Origin of the sequence: Thauera carbonicopians, assembly GCF_025699485.1 — a bacterium.
Taxonomy (GTDB): Bacteria; Pseudomonadota; Gammaproteobacteria; order Burkholderiales; family Rhodocyclaceae; genus Thauera.
On record NZ_JANUXN010000009.1, the window covers coordinates 57,541 to 77,891 of the forward strand.

Sequence of the window (20,351 nt, forward strand, 5' to 3'; positions counted from 1 at the left end):
GCGTATTGTACCGGCTTCGCGGTCCTGGCATGGTGGCAGGCCAGGCTGATTTCATGACGTCTGCAAATTTTCTCGCAGGAAAGGGGCGTGGAAGAACGTGCGCCCGGCTCAGTCCGTGCCTTCTTCGGCCTCCGTGCTCTGTGCCGCCTCTGCAGCCGAACTGCCTTCTCCCAGGGCCGCGATCATGCGTGCGGCTTTTGCGATCTGCCGCGCGGCGCGGCGGGTGAGGCTGGCGAGCCGCAACCAGTCCTGCATCGTGCGGATGTCCAGGCGGGCGTGCGCGCCGGCGAGGAACAGGGCTTCCTTCAGGGCCTGATAGGACGTTTCCATTTCGTCGAGGCGCACCGATACCGCGCCGGGGCTGAAACCGTCGTGCAGGGGGACGGCAGCATCGGCCAGATTGGTGAGGGCGTGGCGGAAGGCTTCGATCTCGGTACGAAAGCCCGGGACCGTCGAGTCCGGGAGATCCAGCTCTCCGGCCAGGCCGGCTGCTTCCTGCAGCAGCACCACGGCGGTCTCCTGGTAGCGCAGCGTGCGCAGGCTGTGGGCGAGTTGCTCGACGAGTGCCGGCGGAAGCCGTGCGCCGCTGAGCCGATGGGCATAGTCACTGATCGCCGGCGCCAGAGCCTGCAAGGATGAGGTTTCGCGCCTGACGCCCGCCTCGTCCGGTGGCTGGCGTGTGATGGCTGCCAGCCCGGCAATGGCGAATTCCTGCGAGCGCGACAACTCCAGGCGCAGCGCGCGCATGGCGAGATCGGGGATCGTCAGCGAGTTCGCATCCAGATGCTGCGGCCGGGCTGCCTCTTCTTCGCGGGTACGGAACAGGCGCTCGAGCAGGCCTGGCATGCCGGGTGCCAGCGGTACCATCAGCAGCACGCCGAGTGCGTTGAAGGTGGTGTGGAACAGCACGATCATCAGCGCCGGCGTCGCTGGTTGTTCGAGCACGCCGCGCAGCCAGTCCGCTAGGCCGATCAGCAGCGGCAGCAGCAACAGCGCCACGATACCGGTCACCACGTTGAACAGTACGTGCGCTGCCGCCAGTCGGCGTGCTGCGGCGGTGGCGCCGATGGCCGCCAGCACGGCGGTGGAGGTGGTGCCGATGTTGGTGCCGATCACGATCGCGCAAGCCGCCTCCACCGACAGCAGGCCACCTTGCGCCGCCGTGATGACGATGGCGATGACTGCCGCCGAGGTCTGCATGAGGACGGTGAGCAGCGTGCCGATGCCGATCAGTATCAGCCAGCCGGCAAGGCCCGGGGCGATGAAATCCTGCAGGTCCACCATGCCGCCGATGCCGGAGAAACCATCCTTGAGTACGCCGATGCCGAGGAACAGGATGCCGAAGCCGGCCAGCGCCTGCCCCAGCGAACGTTCGCGCAGCGTCCGGCCGGCCAGCATCAGTATGGCGCCGATACCGGCGAAGGGCAGGGAGAAGGTGTCGATCTTGAAGCCGAAGCCGAGTATTGCCACCAGCCACGCGTTCATCGTCGAGCCCAGATTCGAGCCGAATATGACCCACAAGGCATTCTTCAGCGGCAGCAGGCCGGTGTTGACGAAGCCGATGCTGGCAACGGTGACGGCGGTGGACGACTGCACCAGTGCCGTGATCAGGTAGCCGGCCGCCAGGCCGCGCGGAGCCGTGGCGGTGCCGCGCTGGAGCAGGCCTTCCAGCGCGCGGCCGGCGGCCAGCTTCAGACCCTCAGTCATCATGTTCATGCCGATCAGGAACAGGCCGATGCCGCCGATGAGTGCGGCGAACAGCGCGAAGGGCGTGGCGGCGGTTTCCAGGACGGTTCTCCGGCATGGTTTGCGGACGGCCAAGCGTAATACCGATGCCGGCCGCCGCAAAGCGAGCCCGGTATCGCGAAGGCGGGCGCACATAGCCGTGGCGTATTGTTGCGTCGCGAGAAACGGCCCTATGGGAAAACCCCGAAGTCGTGGCTGAAGCGCAGGCACTTCACGGCATCTAGCAGATACCGCAATGCAATAAATTGATTTTTATCATAACCCCGTGTTGCGAATATGATTTTTGCTATGGCACCATCAATCGCACAGACCAAAACTGCGGTGTGTAGGGGGTGGTCATGGAACGTGTCAGTCGCATCACGGGTGCTCTGCTAGCCGTTGGCCTGTCCTGTCCTGCATTTGCGCAGGACGCTCCTGCGCGCTACAACCTCCAGGCGCCGGTCACCGGTGTCGCCGAGCAGATCCACGACATGCATACCCTGATGCTGTTGATCTGTCTGGTCATTTTCATCGGTGTGTTCAGCGTGATGTTCTGGGCGGTGCTCCGCCACCGCAAGTCCAGGGGTGCGGTCGCTGCCAATTTCCATGAGAACACCGCGGTCGAGATCGCCTGGACCGTCATTCCCATCCTGATCCTGCTCGGCATGGCCTGGCCCGCGACCCGGACCGTGATCGAGATGAAGGACACCTCCAATCCCGACATCACGGTCAAGGCCACCGGTTACCAGTGGAAATGGGGTTATGACTACCTGCAGGGCGAAGGCGAAGGCATCCGCTTCCTGTCCAGCCTGTCCACGCCGCGCGAGCAGATCGAAGGCGGCGCACCCAAGGGCGAAGCCTATCTGCTGGAAGTCGACCGGCCGCTGGTGGTGCCGGTGGGCAAGAAGGTGCGGGTGCTGCTGACGGCCAACGACGTCATCCATTCGTGGTGGGTGCCGGCCTTCGGCGTCAAGCAGGATGCCATTCCCGGCTTCATCCGCGACACCTGGTTCCGTGCCGATAAGGAAGGGGTCTACCGGGGCAACTGTGCCGAGCTGTGCGGCCGCGATCACGGCTTCATGCCGATCGAGGTCCATGTGCTGTCGGCCGAGAAGTACACCGAGTGGGTACAGCAGCAGGCAGCGGCAGCGGGTGCGGAGCAGGTATCGCTGGCGCCGCAGTCGCCAGCCCTGTAATCGCTACTCCGCCGCAGTTTGACAGGAGGACCTCCGCATGGCCGCCGTCACACATGATCAGCTTCAGGAGCACCACCATGGTCCGACCGGCCTGATGCGCTGGCTCACGACGACCAATCATAAAGACATCGGCACGATGTACATGATCTTCAGCTTCATCATGTTCCTGTCCGGGGGGGTGATGGCGCTGACGATCCGCACCGAGCTGTTCCAGCCCGGCCTGCAGGTCGTGGAGCCGGAGTTCTTCAACCAGCTCACGACCATGCACGGCCTGGTGATGGTGTTCGGCGCCATCATGCCGGCCTTCGTCGGCTTCGCGAACTGGATGATTCCGCTGATGATCGGCGCCAGCGACATGGCCTTCGCGCGCATGAACAACTGGAGCTTCTGGCTGCTGCCGCCGGCCGCGCTGTTGCTGCTCGGCTCCTTCTTCGTGCCCGGCGGCGCCTCCGCTGCCGGATGGACGCTGTATGCGCCGCTGTCGGTGCAGATGGGCATGGGCATGGACATGGCGATCTTCGCCATCCACATCATGGGTGTCAGCTCGATCATGGGCGCGATCAACATCGTCGTCACGGTGCTCAACATGCGTGCGCCCGGCATGACGCTGATGAAGATGCCGCTGTTCTGCTGGACCTGGCTCATCACCGCCTACCTGCTGATCGCGGTGATGCCGGTGCTGGCCGGCGCCGTGACGATGATCCTGACCGACCGCCATTTCGGCACCAGCTTCTTCAACGCCGCGGGCGGCGGCGACCCGGTCATGTACCAGCACATCTTCTGGTTCTTCGGCCACCCGGAGGTCTACATCATGATCCTCCCGGCCTTCGGCATCGTCAGCCAGATCATTCCCGCCTTCGCGCGCAAGCCGCTGTTCGGTTACGCCTCGATGGTCTATGCCACGGCTTCCATCGCCATCCTGTCCTTCGTCGTGTGGGCGCACCACATGTTCGCCACCGGCATGCCGGCCGCAGGCCAGCTCTTCTTCATGTATGCGACGATGCTGATCGCGGTGCCCACCGGTGTGAAGGTGTTCAACTGGGTGGCGACGATGTGGCGCGGCTCGATGACTTTCGAGACGCCGATGCTGTGGGCCACCGGCTTCATCTTCGTGTTCACGATCGGCGGCTTCACCGGCCTCATCTGCGCCATCGCGCCGATCGACATCCAGGTACAGGACACCTATTACGTCGTCGCGCACTTCCATTACGTACTGGTGGCGGGTTCGCTGTTCGCGCTGTTCGCCGGCGCCTATTACTGGCTGCCCAAGTGGACCGGCCGCATGCCTAGCGAGAGTCTCGGCAAGCTGCATTTCTGGTGTTCGATGGTGTTCTTCAACATCACCTTCTTTCCGATGCATTTCCTCGGCCTCGCCGGCATGCCGCGCCGCATTCCCGACTATGCGCTGCAGTTCGCCGATTTCAATGCCATGGCTACGATCGGTGCGTTCGGTTTCGGCCTGTCACAGCTGATCTTCATTGCCGTGGTGGTCAAGTGCGCGCGCGGCAGCGGCGAGCGTGCGGCAGCGCGTGCCTGGGAAGGTGCCGAGGGGCTGGAATGGACAGTGCCTTCGCCGGCGCCGCATCACACGTTCGAGGAGGCGCCGGTCGTGAAGTGAGCCGGTGCAGGGTTCGGGGTGAGCGGGGAGCGAGGGTGGAGACGATCGGGAGAGGGAGGCTTGCTCTCCGCCTCACCGCCAGCAAAACGAGGATGGACGACATGACGCGCAGCGACGACCGCAGGGCAGCCAACCGGCGTATCGGCCTGGTGCTGGCTGCGGTCGCTTTCGCCTTCTTCGTCTTCGTGATCCTCAAGTACAAGGTGTTCGGCCAATGACTGCGCATGCGAAGCGTCGCCTCGCCGCGGACAACCGCCGCCTGTTGCTGCGCCTGGCCATATCGGCGGTGGCGATGTTCGGCTTCGGTTTCCTGCTCGTGCCCTTCTACGAAAAGATCTGCGAAGTCACCGGCATCAACAACTTCCTGCGCCCGGAAGCCGAGCAGGGTGCGCGTGCGGTGGGCAATACGCAGGTCGATGCCAGCCGCAGCATCCTGGTCCAGTTCGATGCCAATCTGCACGATCTGCCGTGGCGCTTCCAGCCGCTGCAGCGCTCGATCGAGGTGCATCCGGGCGAACTGGTCCAGGTCGAATACGAAGTGTCGAACACGCGCGACGTGCCGGTCACCGGCCAGGCGGTGCCAAGCTACGGTCCGCAGGTCGCCGGGCGCCACTTCAACAAGCTGGACTGTTTCTGCTTCGCGCAGCAGACGCTGGCGCCGGGAGAGCGCCGCGTCATGCCGGTGGTGTTCGTCATTGACCCCGCGTTGCCGGAGGACGTCACGGTCATCACGCTGTCGTACACCTTCTTCGAGCTGCAGGGGCGCAACACGGCGGCTGCGGCGACGGTTGCAGCGCCGGTGTCGGGAGGCTGAGCGGTGGGCACGGGGCGCGACGAAGCCACGCCTGGAGCGCCGCGCCAGGCCGGTTTCTGGGCGACGATGCGCGCCGTGCTGTGGTCCTTCTTCGGCGTGCGCAAGCGGCAGGCCTATCTGGACGACGCCGGATCGCTGAATCCGCTCGCCGTGGTCGCCGCCGGTGTGCTGGCGGGGGCGATCTTCATCATCACCATCGTCGTCGTGGTACAGGTGGTGCTCGCCTAGCGGCACCGAACAGGGAGAAAGCCATGAGTCAGACAACAGCCGCTCGGGGGTTCGACCATTACTTCGTGCCCGAACCGTCGACCTATCCCATCTTCGGCTCGGTTGCGCTGCTGCTGTTCGGCGCCGGGGCCGCACTGTGGCTCAACGACGTGCCGGCCGGGCCGTGGGTTTTCTTTGCCGGCGTGGCGATCCTGATCTACATGTTGTTCGGCTGGTTCGGCCAGGTGGTGCGCGAATCCGAGTCCGGCCGCTACGGCAGGCGGGTGGGGCTGTCCTTCCGCTGGTCGATGGGCTGGTTCATCTTCTCGGAAGTGATGTTCTTCGCCGCCTTCTTCGGCGCGCTGTTCTATGCCCGCGTGCTGTCCGTGCCCTGGCTGGCCTCGGGCGACAACGAGACGCTGCTGTGGCAGGGTTTCAGCAGTGTCTGGCCCACCGCCGGGCCTTATACGCCGAGCGGCGCAGAGGCCTTCACGCCGATGGGTGCCTGGGGCATCCCGGCGATCAACACGCTGATCCTGCTGACTTCGGGTGTCACGCTGACCTGGGCGCACCATGGCCTGCGCGCCGAGCGGCGCGGCCAGCTCAAGGCGGGGCTGGTCGCCACCATCGTGCTCGGCTTGATCTTCCTCGGCCTGCAGATCTATGAATACGGGCATGCCTATGCCGAGCTCAATCTGCGGCTCGACAGCGGCATCTATGGCGCGACCTTCTACCTGCTCACCGGCTTCCACGGCCTGCACGTCACCATCGGCGTGATCATGCTGACGGTGATGCTGGCGCGCGCGCTGGCAGGCCATTTCAGTCCGCAGCACCACTTCGGTTTCGAGGCTGCGGCCTGGTACTGGCATTTCGTCGATGTGGTATGGCTGATCCTGTTCGTCGTCGTCTACCTGCTATAGCCGCCTGGGAGCCGATGCGATGCCTGCCGCTGCCCGCTTCCGCCTGTTGCTGCCCTTGCTGGCAGGCGCACTGGTGGCCGCCGTCACGCTGGCGCTCGGCAACTGGCAACTGCGCCGCGCCGAGGAAAAGCAGGCGCTGCAGGCAGTGCTCGACGCCGCCGCGCGGCGTCCGGCGCTGGCGCTCGACAGCCTGGCGGAAGGCGCAGAGCCGATGTCCGGCCAGCGCCTGAGGCTCGAAGGCGAGTGGCTGCCGGCGGCGGGCATCTTCCTCGACAACCGCACCCATGCCGGCCGCGCCGGCTACCAGGTGCTGATGCCGCTGCGCCTGACCGACGCCTCCGGCGTGGTGCTGGTCAGTCGGGGCTGGGTGCCGGCCGGCGCCGATCGCGCGATCCTGCCCACGGTGCCGACCGAGCCGGGGCGTGTGACGCTGGAAGGGCGGATGCAGAGACCGGAAGCAGGGGCTTTCACGCTGGCGCGGGACGGCGAGCTTGCACAGGGCCGCTTGTGGCAGGTGCTGGACATTGTGCAACTGGCCGCGCGGACGGACATCGGCGGCGGCGTGGCAGGGCAGACGGGGCGCCCGGGCTTGCCGCTCTGCAGCGTGCGGGCGGGGGAGAGGGAACACGCGGGTGCATGCTTCGCCACCTGGCTGGTGCTGCAGACCTCCGCATCGGCCGATGGCTTGGTGCGCGACTGGCCGGCGCCGTCGGCCGGCATCGAACGCCATCATGGCTACGCTTTTCAGTGGTATGCGCTGGCTGTGCTCGCCACCGTGCTGAGCTGCGCCCATGCCTGGCGCCTTTTCCTGCGGAGACCCGACGATGAACGGAAGCCTCGCCTCGCCGGACGCTGAACACAGCCGCTCCGCGCTTGCGCCCAAGGAGCGAAGCAGGGCGCGCCGCACCCTGCTGCTGCTCGCGCTGGTCTGTGTGCTGCCGGTGCTCGCGTCCTACCTGATGTTCTACGTCTGGCAGCCGGAGGGGCGGGTGAACAACGGCATCCTGCTCGAACCCGTGCCGCTGCCGGATTCCCGCCTGCCGGGCATCGGCGGCCAGCCGGAGCTGAGCCGCGCTGACCTGCAGGGGCACTGGACCTTGCTGCTCGCGGCGCCCTCGATCTGCGACAGCGCCTGTGCCCGCGCGCTCTACGTGTCACGCCAGGCACGCCTGGCGCAGGCCCGCGAGATGGATCGCGTCGCCCGCGTATGGCTGCTGACCGACGGCGGCAAGCCGGCCGAGGGGCAGTTGCCCGGTGCTTTGCTGGCCGATGTGCTGCACATCGCCCGTGCCGATGCCGGCTGGCTGGCTGCGCTGCCGCCGCCGGCGTCCGGCAGCCTGACGGGGACGATCTACCTCGTCGATCCCCTGGGCAACGTGATGATGCGTTTCGACGACCGGCTCGACGTCACCGAAGCGGCGCGCGCGCTGACCAAGGATCTGCAGCGCCTGCTGAAGTACTCGGCGCTGGGCAGGGGAGAGCGGCCGTGATGGCCATGCTCGCCTGGTATCGCCGGCTCGCACTCGGGGCGCTGCTGCTGACCTTCATCGTCGTCGTCTTCGGTGCCTACGTCCGTCTGGCCGATGCCGGTCTCGGCTGTCCGGACTGGCCGGGCTGCTATGGCAAGCTGACGCCGGCGCATGCGGCCGACGTCATCCGCGACGTGCATGCCGCCGAACCCCACGGGCCGGTCAGCCTGCCGAAGGCGTGGAAGGAGATGATCCATCGCTATCTGGCCGCCAGCCTCGGCCTGCTCATCCTTGCCATTGCCGCGCTGGCATGGCGCCTGCGCGGCCATCCGCGCGCCGCGCCCGGGGTGGCGCTGGCGCTGGTCGGCGTGGTGGTGTTCCAGGGCCTGCTCGGCAAATGGACGGTGACGCTGCTGCTGGAGCCGGCCATCGTCACTGCACACCTGCTCGGCGGGCTGACCACGCTGGCGCTGCTGGCCTGGCTGGCGCTGCGAGCCTGTGGTGCGGGGCAGGCCCATGCAAGGGTGAGCCAGGACGGTTGGGGATATGGCAGTCCTGAACGCGATCATCCTCGATATACGTCAATGTTGTCGGCCGGGGCGCGGCTGGCCTTCGTGCTGCTCGTCATCCAGATTGCCCTCGGCGGTTGGACCAGCACCAACTACGCCGCACTCGCCTGTATGGATTTCCCGACCTGCCACGGCAGCTTTTCACCCGAGGCCGACTACGCCAATGCCTTCCATGTCGTGCGCGAGCTGGGCATGACGGCCGATGGCGAGCTGCTGTCGAACGCCGCGCTCACCGCTATCCACTGGTCGCACCGCATCGGCGCGCTGGTGGCAGGCGGGGCCCTGCTGCTGCTGGGCTGGACGCTGTGCCGGCGGCGTGACACTTTCGATACCGGTGCGGCGCTGCTGGCGGCGCTGGTGCTGCAGATCGGGCTGGGCATCGCCAATGTGCTGCTGTCGCTGCCCCTGCCGCTGGCGGCGGCGCACAACGCGGGTGCCGCCCTGCTGGTCGGCATCATGGTGTGGGTGAATTTCCGGCTGGCTGCGCCGGGTGTCGTGGTGCAGCCAGCGCGGCGGCGTCACGGTGCACTGCCGGTCGTGTTCGAGGAGGGGAGGCCATGAAGACATTTGCCCTGGGAGCGGCGCGTGCCGGCCGTCTGCGCGCTTTCTACGTTCTGACCAAGCCCAAGGTGAACACGCTGATCGTGTTCTGTGCGGTGATCGGCATGTTCCTCGCCGTGCCCGCGGGGCTGCCGGATGCACTGACCGTGTTTGCTGCCACGCTCGGCATCGCCTGTGTGGCCGGCGCCGCGGCAGCGATGAACTGTCTGATCGAACGCCAGATCGATGCCCGCATGGCGCGGACCCGGGGCCGCCCCTTGCCGCGTGGTGATCTGGCGCCCGCCGAGGTGCTGCTGTTCGCCGGTATGCTGGGCGGCTTTGGCCTGATGGTGCTGCACCAGGCGGTCAATCCGCTGACGATGTGGCTGACGCTGACCACTTTCATCGGCTATGCGGTGGTGTATACGGTGCTGCTCAAGCCCCATACGCCACAGAACATCGTCATCGGCGGTGCGTCGGGCGCGATGCCGCCGGTGCTGGGCTGGGCCGCGGTGTCGGGCGAAGTCAATGCCGATGCACTGCTGCTGTTCCTCATCATCTTCGCGTGGACGCCGCCCCATTTCTGGGCGCTGGCGCTGTATCGCACTGCCGACTACGCGCGTGCCGGGCTGCCGATGCTGCCGGTGACGCACGGTGCCGAATTCACCCGGCTGTCGGTGCTGCTGTATACGCTGATCCTGTTCGGCGTCACGCTGCTGCCCTTTGCCACGCGCATGAGCGGCGCGCTCTATCTCGGTGTGGCGGTGGGGCTCGGCCTGCGCTTCATCCTGTATGCGTGGCGCTTGTACCGCGATTACAGCGATACCCTGGCGCGGCGCACCTTCCGCTTTTCCATCGTCTACCTGTTCGGACTGTTCGCGGCGCTGCTGGTGGATCATTACCTGCCCTGGTGATGCGTCCGGGTGCGGCAGCTTGACGCACGGGCTGTCCCCGGTGTGCCGCGAACGTCTATCATCGGGCGCTGACCGAACAAGCAGCATCAAGGTGCCCGATGTCTCTTTCCCTTGCCCGTTTCCTGCGTCCGCTGGCCGCGCCCCTGCTCGCGCTCGGCCTGCTCGCCGCCTGCACGCCTCCTGCGCCCGTCTTCCACAGCACCGACATCACAGGCGCGGAGTACGGCCAGAAGCTGCGACTCACCGACCATCATGGCCGGGAGCGCACGCTGGCGGACTTCAAGGGCAAGGTCGTGACGATCTTCTTCGGCTACACCCAGTGCCCGGATGTCTGTCCGACTGCGCTGTCCGACATGAGCATGGTGATGCAGCAGCTCGGTGCCGATGGCGACAAGGTCCAGGTGCTGTTCGTCACCGTCGACCCCGAACGCGACACGCCGGCGCTGCTGGCGGAATACGTGCCGGTGTTCGACCAGCGCTTCCTCGGGCTGTACGGCACGCCGGAGCAGATCGCCGAGGTTGCCAAGGATTTCCGCGTCTTCTACCGCAAGAGCGGCGATCTCGACGGCCATTACACCGTCGACCACTCGGCCGGCACCTACGTGTTCGACCCGCAGGGCCGGCTGCGCCTGTACATGAAGCATGGAGCGGAACCAGCCGAGGTCACGGCCGACATTGCGGCGCTGCTGGCGGGGAAATGAGCCAGCGAACGTGGGGCCAGCGAATGCGCTGACGGTAAACGAGAAACGGCGACTCAGGGTCGCCGTTTCCATTGATGCGCCGAGAATGCAATTCAGACAGCGTCGGTCAGCATGCCGCGCATCTTCTGCATCGCCTTGGCCTCGATCTGGCGAATGCGTTCAGCGGAGACGCCGTATTCCGCCGCCAGTTCGTGCAGCGTGGCGCTGTCGCCTTCGGCCAGCCAGCGGCGCTGGACGATGTTGCGGCTACGGTCGTCGAGGCTGGCCAGGGCATTGCGCAGGCCGACGTCCTGCATGTGGGCGAGCTGCGTGCGGGCCAGCGCCTCGGAAGGTTCGGCGTGCGGATCGGGAAGGTAGGCGATCGGCGCGAAACGCTCGTCGTCATCGTCGCCGCTGCCTTCCAGCGGAATGTCGCGGCCGCCGAGGCGGGTTTCCATCTCGACCACCTCCTCGGGCTTGACGCCGAGCTGGGTGGCGATCGCATCGACTTCGACCGGATTCAAGGTGCCGGCGTCCTGCTTCAGGCTGCGCAGGTTGAAGAACAGCTTGCGCTGGGCCTTGGTGGTGGCGATCTTCACCAGCCGCCAGTTCTTCAGCACGTATTCGTGGATCTCGGCCTTGATCCAGTGCATCGCGAACGAAACCAGGCGCACGCCGCGCGTGGGGTCGAAACGCTTCACCGCCTTCATCAGGCCGACGTTGCCTTCCTGGATCAGGTCGGCGTGCGGCAGGCCGTAGCCCAGGTAACCGCGTGCGATCGCGACCACCACCCGCAGGTGCGACATCACCAGCTGGCGCGCCGCGTCGACGTCTCCCTGCTCGCGCAGGCGCGTTGCCAGTTCCACTTCCTGCTGCTCGCTGAGCATGGGCATGCGATTGACGCTCTGGATGTACTGATCCAGGCTGCCGGCGGCGGGAACGGGAAACGACAGGGCTTGAGACATAGGCTTGTGTCCTCCTTGTGTGCTCGATTTTAGCACTCGCGGTTTGAGAGTGCTAAATGCGGGAGGGAGTTCCGTGCTGTTCTTGGCAGGGCGCCGATCATCCGGCACCCTGCCGCCGTATCGATCAGAACAGGTTCATCGGATAGTCGACGAACACGCGGATCTCGTTGCCTTCGCTGTTATAGGCGCGGGCGTCCTCCGAAACGCGCAGGAAGGACGCGCGCAGGCGGATGCTCAGATCCTTGGCCGCACCGCTCTGCACCTTGTAGCTCAACTGGTTGAACCATTCGCGTTCCTTGCCGCGGCTCGGCGCGCCGGCGTCGATGTTGTCGCCGCGGACGTAGGCGACGACGTAGCTCAGGCCGGGCACGCCGTATTCGGTGAAGTCCACCGCGTAGCTCAGTTGCCAGGAGCGCTCGTCCTTGGCGTTGAAATCGGACCAGAAGGAGTTGGCGAGGAAGATCGTGCTGCCGCCGTTGCCCACCCAGCCTTCGTCCTGGTAGAAGCCGTAGTTGAAGCCGACGTCGCCGCTGCTGCGCTGGTGCGCCACGGTGAAGGCGTGAGGGCCGGTGGCGTAGGTCGCGGCCAGGCTCCAGATGCGGTTCTTGCCTTCGTCGGCGTCGAACTTCCTGTCCTGCTTGGTGTTGTAGCCGTTGAAGTCGAGCGTGAGCGAATCACCCTGCGCCAGCGGGCGCACGTAGTTCAGGTTGATGTACTGGCGCTTCAGCACGTCCTCGATGTCCGATGCATACAGTGCGCCGCTGAACACTTCGTTGAACTGGTAGCGGCCGCCGATTAGGTCGATGGCCTTCAAGCCGCCGCCGTCGCGGCTTTCGTCGCTCTTGCGCGCTTCGGCGTGGAAGCGGCCGGCATGCAGCGTCAGGCCTTCGATTTCGTTCGAGGTGATCATCGTGCCGGTGAAGCTTTCCGGCATCAGGCGCGAGGCGTCGTGGTTGAGCACCGGCAGCGTCGGCCGCAGATCGCCGTAGGCGAGCACGGTGTTGGAGAAGCGCAGCTTGATCGAGGCGCCCGCCCGGGCGACATCGCGCTCGACGTCGCCATTGTTGTCCACGCGGAAGAAGTCGATGCCCGCTGCGCCCGCCCGGCCGCGGCCGCTGTCGAGGCGGACGGCATACAGGCCGAAGGCATCGACGCCGAAACCGACCGTGCCCTGGGTGAAGCCCGAAGTGAAGTTCAGCACTGCACCCTGGCCCCATTCGGCCTTGTCCTGTCTGCCTTGCTTGTAATCACGGCTGATGTAGGCATTGCGCAGGAACAGGTCCAGCGAGCTGTCCTCGATGAAGCCGCGCGCTTCGGATTGGCCTGCGCCCATTGCCGGGGCCGTGGCCGCCAGGCTGAGGGCGATCGAACACGCCCATTTCTTCGACGTCATTGTTTTTTCCTTGCTGTTGTTTGATGTGTGGCGGATGCGTTGCATCGAATGCAGCCGCGATCTCCCCGGGCGCGATTTTCGCATGCTTCGCCGCAGGGGAACCGGATGTTTAGCCTCCCGGCCTTCTTTGACGACGCCAGGAGGCAGTAATGAGGAACATGGACACGAGGCAGTGCCACGTGATCGAGCAATCGCCGGCCGCAACGGCTGCTACCGACGCCTATGCACTGCTGTTCGAACTGTGGCAGCGCTCGTCGCCCGGCCGCCGGGCAGCGACGGTCGCCAAGTACCGCAAGGTTCTGGATGCCTTCACCGCCTTCGCCGGCGGGATGCCGCTTGCGGATGTGCGCCGCAGGAATCTGCTGGCTTTCCGCGACCACCTGCTCGCATCGCGCCAGAGCCCGGTCACCGTCAGGCACAAGCTGGGCATCATCAGGACCCTGTTCGGAACGGCGGTCGATCATGAACTGGCAGCGTCGAATCCGGCTGCCGAACTCAGAATGCAGGAAGCGGTGCCACGTAAAGCCCGCATCGCATTCACCGCGGACGATCTGAACCGCCTGTTCCGCGCTGAAATCCACATGGCAGGCAAGCGCCCGAAAGGTGGCGGCAGGGAGGCTGCGTTCTGGCTGCCGCTGCTGGCCCTGTTCACCGGCGCGCGGGTCGAGGAACTGGCGCAATTGCTGGTCAGCGACGTGCGCCATGCCCAGGGTCTGGGGCACTACCTGCAGATCAGCGACGACGCCGGGCATGCGCAGCTCAAGAACCCGGCTTCGCGCAGGCGGATTCCGCTCCATGCGACGCTGCTGGATTGCGGCTTCCTGGATTACCTTGCCGGCCGGCAGGGGGTGGGGCTGCTGTTTCCCGATCTCCGGCCGAATCCGCGCGGCAAGCTCGGCGGTTACTTCAGCACCTTCTTTTCAGGCTATCTGCGCAGAAAGGTCGGCATCGGCGACGGCCGCAAGGTCTTCCACTCCTTCCGCCACACTTTCAAGGACACTTGCCGCGCGGTGGGCATGGAGGAGGAAGTGCATGACGCGCTGACCGGCCATGCCGCACCGCGGGCGAGCCGCCGCTACGGCAACGAGCAGTATCCGCTCGAGCCTCTGTTCGAAGCCATTGCCCGCTTCGATATCCCCGGTCTGGACATCGCGCACCTTCACACCAGGGCGCCCGCGCAGCCGCGCTACGGTACGGCTCTCCGGCCGGTCTCGGCCTATTATGGTGTCGTCATCGCCTTCGCCTTGCCCAGGCCGCGGCAGGACATCGCGCCTTTCGTGCTTGCCATCTGGCAGGGGCTCGAAGCGGGTTTCGACATCGCGTCGAATCAGCTTCTGTTCGGCGAATTGCCGCGCAGCAAGCGGGTGCTCGTCGATGCGTGGATCGAAATCCACCGGGAAGAGCTAATGGCCAATTGGTACTTAGGCAGGCAGACCGGCGAGTATTTCAGGGTCGAACCGCTGCGGTGAGGGTAGGTGAAATGGAGCGAAGGGCGTGGACGAAAAAACGGGCGCCGAAGCGCCCGTTTTGCTTTCAAACCTGTCGGGAGGACAGATTAGAAGGTGTGGCGAACGCCGATGGCGAACAGGTCGGAGTTGTCGCCGCCGGTGGAGCCAGCCTGAGCGCCCACCAGACCCATGGTCAAGCCATTGTCGTTATCGGTGCGGTTGAAGGCAGCGTAGGCAGTGGTGCGCTTCGACAGCGCGTGGGTGTAGGCCAGGGTGTAGGACTTGGCCTTGTCGTCCGAACCGTCAGACCAGTCGAGCTTGGTTTGGCCATAGGCGACATGGACATTACCCGCGGCGCCGACCGGGACGATCAGGCCAACCTGCCACAGATCGGCGTCGTCATTCTTCGAGCCGTAAATGTTGTCAACCGACTGGTAGGAAGCGTGCAGCGACACAACGCCGAAGTCATAGCTGGCACCCAGACCCCATTCCTTCTGCTTGTCGTCCAGACCGGCAACCGCGTACTCGTTCTTGACCACTTGGTAGACACCGCCGACCTTCAGCGGGCCGTTGGCGTAGTCCAAGCTCAAGCCGTAGGCGTCGTCGTCGCTCGGCTTCTCACCCAGTTCGATAGCAGGACGGGCACCGAAGCCAGCGCCGAGGGCGTTTTCCGTATAGTCCGTGCCGGTCGAATAAATGGCGCGGGCGGTCAGGCCGGAGAAGGTGCCAGTGTAAGCCACCGAATTGCTCCAGCGCGCCGGGGTGTTCGGGGTGATGGTCATGCCCGACTGGCTCGACAGGATGGATTGCGGGCTGATTGCAGCACCAGCCAGGGCGTCGTAGTTGAAGAAGTAGCCCGGCGCGTACTGACGACCGAGGCTGACGGTGCCGAAGCCGCCGGACAGGCCCACGAAGGCTTGACGCGATTGCGCCTTGCCGCCGATCTGGTCGTTACCGCTGCCGATGTCGAAACCCTGCTCCAGCACGAACACGGCCTTCAGGCCGTTGCCCAGGTCTTCGGTACCGCGGAAACCCAGACGGCTACCCGACAGGGCGCCGTCGCCGATGCCACGGAAATCGTTGTCATCATGCTTGCCGAAGCCGATATAGGCGTCCGCCACACCGTAGATGGTGACGTTGGACTGCGCGAAGGCCGGGGCCGAAACCAGGCCGGCGATGGCCAGCGCGATCAGTTTCTTCTGCATTTGTTTCTCCTCAAATTGAAGTTGAGACCTTGGCATCTGCCTCGGCCCTACTCACCTCTCTGGCGAGAAGTTGGTGCGATTCTGCAAATCTGCCGCTGCCCTTGCAAGCCTCGCAGCGCGAAAACACCACATTCAGGGCAAGTCTGTTGCGGGCATGCAACAAGGCTAGTCAATCAGCTTCTTTATCCAGACGAGACGGAGCGGCGACCGGGCCAACAGTCTCTCGTCGGCGCCCATCCAGATCAGGGTGCGAGTGCCCAGGGCGATCAAGCCAGCACCACCGTCCAATCATCTGCGGCAAGTGACGGCACGATGTCGCCCCGGATGCGCAGACCAGGATGAGGGCCGAAAGGAGGGGTTCTGTGCTTGCCTGTGCTGTGTATGGGCTGAGTACGGCAACAGGTTTACAGTGACGGTCTCACCCGTCGCGGCGACCTGATCCATGATGACAAGGCTGCGAGTCTTGAATTCGGAAGTCTGGATGATCTGCATGGAAAATTCCAATGGAATATAACGGATGGCCATGGCCGGATTAAAGGCTGGGCCATGACGCCCCTTGGTTCTTCTGGGAAATCGGGATATCGAACGATTCATGCAGAAGAAACTGATCGCGCTGGCCATCGCCGGCCTGGTTTCGGCCCCGGCCTTCGCGCAGTCCAACGTCACTATCTACGGTGTGGCGGACGCCTATATCGGCTTCGGCAAGCATGGTGAAAACGACCTGCGTGGCGTTCAGAGCGGTGCTCTGTCGGGTAGCCGTCTGGGTTTCCGCGGCACCGAAGACCTGGGCAATGGCCTGAAGGCCGTGTTCGTGCTGGAGCAAGGCTTCAACATCGACACCGGCTCTGAAATGGGTTCGGGCTATCAGCGTCAGGCCTTCGTCGGCCTCGGCGGCTCGTTCGGCACTGTAGCCCTGGGCCGTCAATACGCGCCGGGTTACTTCTTCAACTATGACGCCCTGGCTGCCGCCACCGTCGGTCCGCACTCCATCCTGTCCGGTGGCATCGGTCTGACCATCAGCCCGACCAGCACGGCGCGCTGGAGCAACTCGGTTAGCTACACCGGCAGCTTCTCCGGCCTGACTGCCCGTGCCATCTATTCGACTGGCCCGGGTTACTCGGTCACGTGGCCTGACGAGGACGCGGTCAATGCTGGCTCGGTGGAAACGGGCAAGAAGCCGAGCAACGACGACGCTTATGGCCTGGGCCTGGAGTACGCCAACGGTCCGTTGAAGGTCGGTGCGGTGTATCAGGTCGTTAATTTCAAGGGCGCATCCAATCTTGACCCGTTCGGAGATTCTCGGACTGGTGACAAGAAGCAGAAGGAATGGGGTCTGGGTGCCAGCTATGACTTCGGCGTTGTGTCGCTGCACGCTTCCTACCAGTCGGCCGACAACCTAGTCGGCTGGAAGGATGATGATGTCGATCTGTGGCAAGTTGGCCTGATCGTCCCGGTCGGTGCCGCGGGTAACGTCCATGTCGCCTACGGCCAAGCCAAGCTTGACTATTCGGACGCTTCGGATGACAAGGTCAAGTCCTATACCCTGGCCTACACCCACGCTCTGTCGAAGCGCACCACCGCCTACGTCGCCTACAACCGTACCGACAACGATGACGGTCTGGCCTTCGGTCTGGTCGGCTATGGGCACAAGGCTGGCTCGGAGTACGGCGGCAAGAACTCCGACCTGCTGGGCATCGGTATCCGCCACACTTTCTAATCTGTCTGGCCTGACCAGGCCTCCCCGACAGATTTGAAAACAAGACGGGCGCTTCGGCGCCCGTTTTTTTCTTGTGTCGCTCAGACCTGCCCCACGATTGGATTGGCCGTGGCTGCACGGCGCTTGGCGGATTCTTGTCTGTGCTCCAGTGGGTAAAAACAGGACGTGGATTACATTGAAACGCTCATAGACCACGATAGGCGTCTTCATCCGCATCGCCTGCCCATTCGGTCAGCGTGCCCTCGCGTGCGTGACGATATTCGAGGCCGAATGGCTGCGTCCGTCTCACGACTGCAGTGCCCTCCGAGCCGAACTCCCAGGCGGTGAGGCCGCCACGCGAGACATGAAGTGCCTTGCGGATGTTCGCTGGAATCGTGGTCCGGCCTTTCGCAGCAACTGTGGTGATGACTTGCATGGTCCGTCCTTCTCGGCCCGTTTGCGTTGGCAGCATGGTGCAGCAAGTAGGTGTTGTGCAGCCTTTCTGTTGCCACCCGCTTGGCTGTGAATGTAATGTTCACTTGTTCGTGAAACATTGGAGTGAGTAAATGGAAGCCACTGTCAGGGATTTGCGCTTGCACACGGCCGAAGTGCTTGCTGCAGCGGATCGTGGAGAGCGGGTACTCATTACGCTTCGCGGGCGGCCCCGCGCGGTGTTGACGCGCTGCGATGCGCCTGAGGGTATTCGGCGCCCGGAGCGTAATCCGGCATTCGGACTCTGGGCCGATCAAAATGAGGATGTGGATGCGCTGGTGCGTCGTCTGCGGCAGGGCAGGGCCTTGCCGTAATGCTGGTCGATACCGACATCCTGATCTGGAACCTGCGTGGCAACAGCCGGGCTGCCGACCGTCTCGATGCAATGCCGGGGTTCTGCATTGCTGCCGTTTCCTACATGGAGCTCGTCCAGGGGGTTCGCGACAAGAATGAATTGCGCCTGCTCAGGCAGGCGCTGGCTTACTGGTCGGCACGGGTCATCCAGATCGACGAGGCCGTGTCCGCACGTGCCTGCTTTCTGGTCGAACAGTATGCGCTTTCGCACTCGATGCAACTTGCCGATGCCTTGATCGCGGCAACGGCGCTGGAGCATGGCTTCGAACTGATCACCGCGAACGATCGTCACTACCAGCATATCGATGGTCTTGGCATCGAGGTTTTTCGGCCGTGAAACCTTGTCGGCATGAATAGGGTGCCTGCCGAAGCAATGAACCAAACGCATTGAGCGATCGAAAGATTCAATCCTTTACAATGCCGCTCTTTGACTCTTTCGCCGCGCAGCCGATGCGGCGAGCATCCGTCTTCCAGCATGTCGACTTATGCCATCGGCGACATCCAGGGCTGCTACGCGCAATTGGCGCGCATGCTCGAGCGCGTCGCCTTCGATCCTTCGTGCGACCGCCTGTGGCTGGTCGGTGATCTGGTCAATCGCGGCCCCGATTCCTTGCGGGTGCTGCGTCTGCTGCGCGAGCTGGGGGAGGCGGCGGACGTGGTGCTGGGCAACCACGATCTCTACCTGCTGATGGTGGCGGCCGGCTACAGGCGGCGCGGCAGCGACGACACCCTACGCCAGGTGCTGGAAGCGCCCGACCGCGACGAGCTGCTGCACTGGCTTGCGCGCCAGCCCCTGGTGAGGCTCGAAGGCGAGCACCTGCTGGTGCATGCGGGGCTGCTGCCGGGCTGGACGGTGGAGCAGGCGAAAGCCCTGTCCGACGAGGTGGGTGCGGCGCTGGCCGGGCCGCAGGCGCGCAAGTTCCTGCTCGAACTGGCGGGCAACGAGCCGGAGCGCTGGAGCGACAAGCTCAAGGGCTGGGATCGCCTGCGGGTGATCGTGAATGCCTGCACCCGGATGCGCTTCTGCACGGCCGACGGCCGCATGGCGCTGCGCGCCAAGGGGCCGCCCTCACAGGCGCCGGCCGGGACCTTGCCGTGGTTCCGCGTGCAGGGCCGGCTCAGCCGGACGCATACCGTCGTCTGCGGGCACTGGTCGGCGCTGGGCTTCCATCGCGAGCCGGGGTTGATCGCGCTCGATTCGGGCTGCGTGTGGGGCGGCAAGCTGACCGCGGTGAGAATCGAGGACGGCGCGGTGTTCCAGGAGCCGGGCTGATCAGCGCGCTTCGTGATCCGTGCAGCCGATGCTGCGCATGATCGTGGCGCGTGCCGTTTGCGCCAGGCTGCGGCGGTCGATACCGCGGTGGTCGACGCCGTCGCGGGTTTCGATCGGCGCCGCCGCGCTGACGCAGGCGACGGTTTCGCGTTCGGCGACGATGTTGGCAAGGCACTGGCCGAGCGTCAGTTCGCCGTCGTAGGCGGGGGCGCGGCTGTAGCTGCCGTCCGGCTTGCGATAGCTCAGCGCCAGCGGCTGCACGGCGTGGCCGCAGGCGATGGCTGGCTGAAGCAAGGCGGCATGGAAGTGGAGCACGTGGCTGCCGTCGGTGGTCGTGCCTTCCGGGAAGATCGCGACATTGTCGCCGGCATCGAGCAGCGCGGCGATCTCGGCATTGATGATGCGGGCGTGGCCGCGGCTGCCGCGGCGCAGGAAGATGGTGTCGCTCCTGGCCGAGAGCCAGCCGATCACCGGCCAGTTGCGTACTTCGGCCTTGCTGACGAAGGCGGACGGCGCGACGGCATTGATGACGAAGATGTCCACCCAGGAAATGTGGTTGGCGACCAGCATCGTGCCTGGCTCGATCGGTGCGCCCTGGAGCTGCAGGCGAAGCCCGAGGATGTCGAGCAGGCGCCGCGACCAGCGCCGGCGCAGGCCGAGCAGGGTGGGACGGGCGCAGAAGGGGGCGGCCAGCAGCAGCGTCAGCACGCCGCCCAGCAGGTGCAGGGCCAGGCGCAGGTAGCGCCAGGCACACAGCGCGGCAGGGGCAGGGTGCTGCGCCCTGCTTGCAACCGAGGAGGGAGTGAGCGCCGGAGCGAAAGGATCGGGGGCCGGCCCAGTGCAGTCGCCGGGATGACTGGCATGTTCCATGGC

The 20,351-nt window shown here is 65.1% G+C and carries 22 protein-coding genes; 16 read left to right on the forward strand and 6 right to left on the reverse strand.

The window, feature by feature from the left end:
* Nucleotides 1-108: 108 nt before the first annotated feature.
* Nucleotides 109-1,716: a Na/Pi cotransporter family protein gene (locus NX068_RS12820; RefSeq protein ID WP_442806741.1), complete on the reverse strand. Its 1,608-nt coding sequence runs from the start codon at nt 1,714-1,716 to the stop codon at nt 109-111.
* A gap of 368 nt (nt 1,717-2,084) precedes the next feature.
* Between NX068_RS12820 and coxB the strand changes: the two genes are divergently transcribed.
* From coxB to NX068_RS12875, 11 genes are all read left to right on the forward strand, one after another.
* Complete coding sequence (gene coxB, locus NX068_RS12825; RefSeq protein WP_263461657.1) at nt 2,085-2,921, forward strand: cytochrome c oxidase subunit II; 837 nt, start codon at nt 2,085-2,087, stop codon at nt 2,919-2,921.
* 37 nt (nt 2,922-2,958) lie between these two features.
* Entirely contained in the window at nt 2,959-4,539 is a 1,581-nt protein-coding gene (gene ctaD, locus NX068_RS12830) for a cytochrome c oxidase subunit I (RefSeq protein WP_263461658.1), read from the forward strand.
* Nucleotides 4,540-4,640: 101 nt separating this feature from the next.
* Complete coding sequence (locus tag NX068_RS12835; protein ID WP_263461659.1) at nt 4,641-4,757, forward strand: cytochrome oxidase small assembly protein; 117 nt, start codon at nt 4,641-4,643, stop codon at nt 4,755-4,757.
* On the forward strand, nt 4,754-5,353 hold the full coding sequence (locus NX068_RS12840; protein ID WP_263461660.1) for a cytochrome c oxidase assembly protein: 600 nt from the start codon (nt 4,754-4,756) through the stop codon (nt 5,351-5,353). Before NX068_RS12835 ends, NX068_RS12840 begins: the two co-directional genes overlap by 4 nt.
* A gap of 3 nt (nt 5,354-5,356) precedes the next feature.
* The gene (locus NX068_RS12845; protein ID WP_327084825.1) at nt 5,357-5,581 is read left to right on the forward strand and encodes a DUF2970 domain-containing protein; all 225 of its coding nucleotides are present in this window, start codon (nt 5,357-5,359) and stop codon (nt 5,579-5,581) included.
* Between the two features lie 23 nt (nt 5,582-5,604).
* Complete coding sequence (locus NX068_RS12850; protein WP_263461661.1) at nt 5,605-6,480, forward strand: cytochrome c oxidase subunit 3; 876 nt, start codon at nt 5,605-5,607, stop codon at nt 6,478-6,480.
* Between the two features lie 19 nt (nt 6,481-6,499).
* Entirely contained in the window at nt 6,500-7,336 is an 837-nt protein-coding gene (locus NX068_RS12855; RefSeq protein ID WP_263461662.1) for an SURF1 family protein, read from the forward strand.
* Nucleotides 7,305-7,970 carry a redox-active disulfide-containing membrane protein gene (locus NX068_RS12860; RefSeq protein WP_263461663.1) on the forward strand — a complete coding sequence of 222 codons (666 nt, stop codon included), beginning with the start codon at nt 7,305-7,307 and terminating at the stop codon, nt 7,968-7,970. The genes NX068_RS12855 and NX068_RS12860 overlap by 32 nt, the downstream gene beginning before the upstream one ends.
* Nucleotides 7,970-9,079 carry a COX15/CtaA family protein gene (locus NX068_RS12865; protein WP_263461751.1) on the forward strand — a complete coding sequence of 370 codons (1,110 nt, stop codon included), beginning with the start codon at nt 7,970-7,972 and terminating at the stop codon, nt 9,077-9,079. Before NX068_RS12860 ends, NX068_RS12865 begins: the two co-directional genes overlap by 1 nt.
* A complete protein-coding gene (gene cyoE, locus NX068_RS12870; protein ID WP_263461664.1) occupies nt 9,076-9,972 on the forward strand; it encodes a heme o synthase in 897 nt (298 codons plus the stop codon). Before NX068_RS12865 ends, cyoE begins: the two co-directional genes overlap by 4 nt.
* Nucleotides 9,973-10,070: 98 nt before the next feature.
* Nucleotides 10,071-10,673, forward strand: a complete 603-nt coding sequence (locus NX068_RS12875; RefSeq protein ID WP_263461665.1) for an SCO family protein — start codon at nt 10,071-10,073, stop codon at nt 10,671-10,673.
* A gap of 92 nt (nt 10,674-10,765) precedes the next feature.
* Here NX068_RS12875 and rpoH read toward each other — a convergent pair whose 3' ends face one another.
* Nucleotides 10,766-11,617, reverse strand: a complete 852-nt coding sequence (gene rpoH / locus NX068_RS12880) for an RNA polymerase sigma factor RpoH (RefSeq protein ID WP_263461666.1) — start codon at nt 11,615-11,617, stop codon at nt 10,766-10,768.
* Nucleotides 11,618-11,741: 124 nt separating this feature from the next.
* The gene (locus NX068_RS12885; RefSeq protein ID WP_263461667.1) at nt 11,742-13,010 is read right to left on the reverse strand and encodes an OprD family porin; all 1,269 of its coding nucleotides are present in this window, start codon (nt 13,008-13,010) and stop codon (nt 11,742-11,744) included.
* Nucleotides 13,011-13,159: 149 nt separating this feature from the next.
* On the opposite strand from NX068_RS12885, the gene NX068_RS12890 reads away from it, so the two are divergent.
* On the forward strand, nt 13,160-14,479 hold the full coding sequence (locus NX068_RS12890; protein ID WP_263461668.1) for a DUF4160 domain-containing protein: 1,320 nt from the start codon (nt 13,160-13,162) through the stop codon (nt 14,477-14,479).
* A gap of 86 nt (nt 14,480-14,565) precedes the next feature.
* Here NX068_RS12890 and NX068_RS12895 read toward each other — a convergent pair whose 3' ends face one another.
* The gene (locus NX068_RS12895; RefSeq protein ID WP_263461669.1) at nt 14,566-15,663 is read right to left on the reverse strand and encodes a porin; all 1,098 of its coding nucleotides are present in this window, start codon (nt 15,661-15,663) and stop codon (nt 14,566-14,568) included.
* A 592-nt stretch (nt 15,664-16,255) separates the two neighbouring features.
* Here NX068_RS12895 and NX068_RS12900 point away from each other — a divergent pair.
* Entirely contained in the window at nt 16,256-17,380 is a 1,125-nt protein-coding gene (locus tag NX068_RS12900; RefSeq protein WP_263461670.1) for a porin, read from the forward strand.
* A 184-nt stretch (nt 17,381-17,564) separates the two neighbouring features.
* Here NX068_RS12900 and NX068_RS12905 read toward each other — a convergent pair whose 3' ends face one another.
* Nucleotides 17,565-17,795: an AbrB/MazE/SpoVT family DNA-binding domain-containing protein gene (locus NX068_RS12905; RefSeq protein WP_263461671.1), complete on the reverse strand. Its 231-nt coding sequence runs from the start codon at nt 17,793-17,795 to the stop codon at nt 17,565-17,567.
* Nucleotides 17,796-17,925: 130 nt separating this feature from the next.
* Between NX068_RS12905 and NX068_RS12910 the strand changes: the two genes are divergently transcribed.
* The 3 genes from NX068_RS12910 to NX068_RS12920 all read left to right on the forward strand — a co-directional run bounded on the left by NX068_RS12910 (nt 17,926) and on the right by NX068_RS12920 (nt 19,478).
* Complete coding sequence (locus NX068_RS12910; protein ID WP_263461672.1) at nt 17,926-18,165, forward strand: type II toxin-antitoxin system Phd/YefM family antitoxin; 240 nt, start codon at nt 17,926-17,928, stop codon at nt 18,163-18,165.
* A complete protein-coding gene (locus NX068_RS12915; protein ID WP_263461673.1) occupies nt 18,165-18,542 on the forward strand; it encodes a type II toxin-antitoxin system VapC family toxin in 378 nt (125 codons plus the stop codon). The genes NX068_RS12910 and NX068_RS12915 overlap by 1 nt, the downstream gene beginning before the upstream one ends.
* Nucleotides 18,543-18,680: 138 nt before the next feature.
* Nucleotides 18,681-19,478: a symmetrical bis(5'-nucleosyl)-tetraphosphatase gene (locus NX068_RS12920; RefSeq protein WP_263461674.1), complete on the forward strand. Its 798-nt coding sequence runs from the start codon at nt 18,681-18,683 to the stop codon at nt 19,476-19,478.
* Here NX068_RS12920 and NX068_RS12925 read toward each other — a convergent pair whose 3' ends face one another.
* Entirely contained in the window at nt 19,479-20,348 is an 870-nt protein-coding gene (locus tag NX068_RS12925; protein WP_263461675.1) for a lysophospholipid acyltransferase family protein, read from the reverse strand. It lies immediately after the preceding gene.
* Nucleotides 20,349-20,351: the final 3 nt, after the last annotated feature.

What these genes read in the sequence shown, in the direction of transcription:
- NX068_RS12860 (WP_263461663.1), top strand. Translation starts at nt 7,305, where the DNA reads ATGAACGGAAGCCTCGCCTCGCCGGACGCTGAACACAGCCGCTCCGCG.
- NX068_RS12835 (WP_263461659.1), top strand. Translation starts at nt 4,641, where the DNA reads ATGACGCGCAGCGACGACCGCAGGGCAGCCAACCGGCGTATCGGCCTG.
- NX068_RS12875 (WP_263461665.1), top strand. Translation starts at nt 10,071, where the DNA reads ATGTCTCTTTCCCTTGCCCGTTTCCTGCGTCCGCTGGCCGCGCCCCTG.
- NX068_RS12855 (WP_263461662.1), top strand. Translation starts at nt 6,500, where the DNA reads ATGCCTGCCGCTGCCCGCTTCCGCCTGTTGCTGCCCTTGCTGGCAGGC.
- coxB (WP_263461657.1), top strand. Translation starts at nt 2,085, where the DNA reads ATGGAACGTGTCAGTCGCATCACGGGTGCTCTGCTAGCCGTTGGCCTG.
- ctaD (WP_263461658.1), top strand. Translation starts at nt 2,959, where the DNA reads ATGGCCGCCGTCACACATGATCAGCTTCAGGAGCACCACCATGGTCCG.
- NX068_RS12890 (WP_263461668.1), top strand. Translation starts at nt 13,160, where the DNA reads ATGAGGAACATGGACACGAGGCAGTGCCACGTGATCGAGCAATCGCCG.
- NX068_RS12850 (WP_263461661.1), top strand. Translation starts at nt 5,605, where the DNA reads ATGAGTCAGACAACAGCCGCTCGGGGGTTCGACCATTACTTCGTGCCC.
- NX068_RS12925 (WP_263461675.1), bottom strand. Translation starts at nt 20,348, where the DNA reads ATGGAACATGCCAGTCATCCCGGCGACTGCACTGGGCCGGCCCCCGAT.
- NX068_RS12840 (WP_263461660.1), top strand. Translation starts at nt 4,754, where the DNA reads ATGACTGCGCATGCGAAGCGTCGCCTCGCCGCGGACAACCGCCGCCTG.
- NX068_RS12865 (WP_263461751.1), top strand. Translation starts at nt 7,970, where the DNA reads ATGGCCATGCTCGCCTGGTATCGCCGGCTCGCACTCGGGGCGCTGCTG.
- cyoE (WP_263461664.1), top strand. Translation starts at nt 9,076, where the DNA reads ATGAAGACATTTGCCCTGGGAGCGGCGCGTGCCGGCCGTCTGCGCGCT.
- NX068_RS12895 (WP_263461669.1), bottom strand. Translation starts at nt 15,663, where the DNA reads ATGCAGAAGAAACTGATCGCGCTGGCCATCGCCGGCCTGGTTTCGGCC.
- NX068_RS12920 (WP_263461674.1), top strand. Translation starts at nt 18,681, where the DNA reads ATGTCGACTTATGCCATCGGCGACATCCAGGGCTGCTACGCGCAATTG.
- NX068_RS12820 (WP_442806741.1), bottom strand. Translation starts at nt 1,716, where the DNA reads ATGAACATGATGACTGAGGGTCTGAAGCTGGCCGCCGGCCGCGCGCTG.
- NX068_RS12910 (WP_263461672.1), top strand. Translation starts at nt 17,926, where the DNA reads ATGGAAGCCACTGTCAGGGATTTGCGCTTGCACACGGCCGAAGTGCTT.
- NX068_RS12915 (WP_263461673.1), top strand. Translation starts at nt 18,165, where the DNA reads ATGCTGGTCGATACCGACATCCTGATCTGGAACCTGCGTGGCAACAGC.
- NX068_RS12905 (WP_263461671.1), bottom strand. Translation starts at nt 17,795, where the DNA reads ATGCAAGTCATCACCACAGTTGCTGCGAAAGGCCGGACCACGATTCCA.
- NX068_RS12900 (WP_263461670.1), top strand. Translation starts at nt 16,256, where the DNA reads ATGCAGAAGAAACTGATCGCGCTGGCCATCGCCGGCCTGGTTTCGGCC.
- NX068_RS12885 (WP_263461667.1), bottom strand. Translation starts at nt 13,010, where the DNA reads ATGACGTCGAAGAAATGGGCGTGTTCGATCGCCCTCAGCCTGGCGGCC.
- rpoH (WP_263461666.1), bottom strand. Translation starts at nt 11,617, where the DNA reads ATGTCTCAAGCCCTGTCGTTTCCCGTTCCCGCCGCCGGCAGCCTGGAT.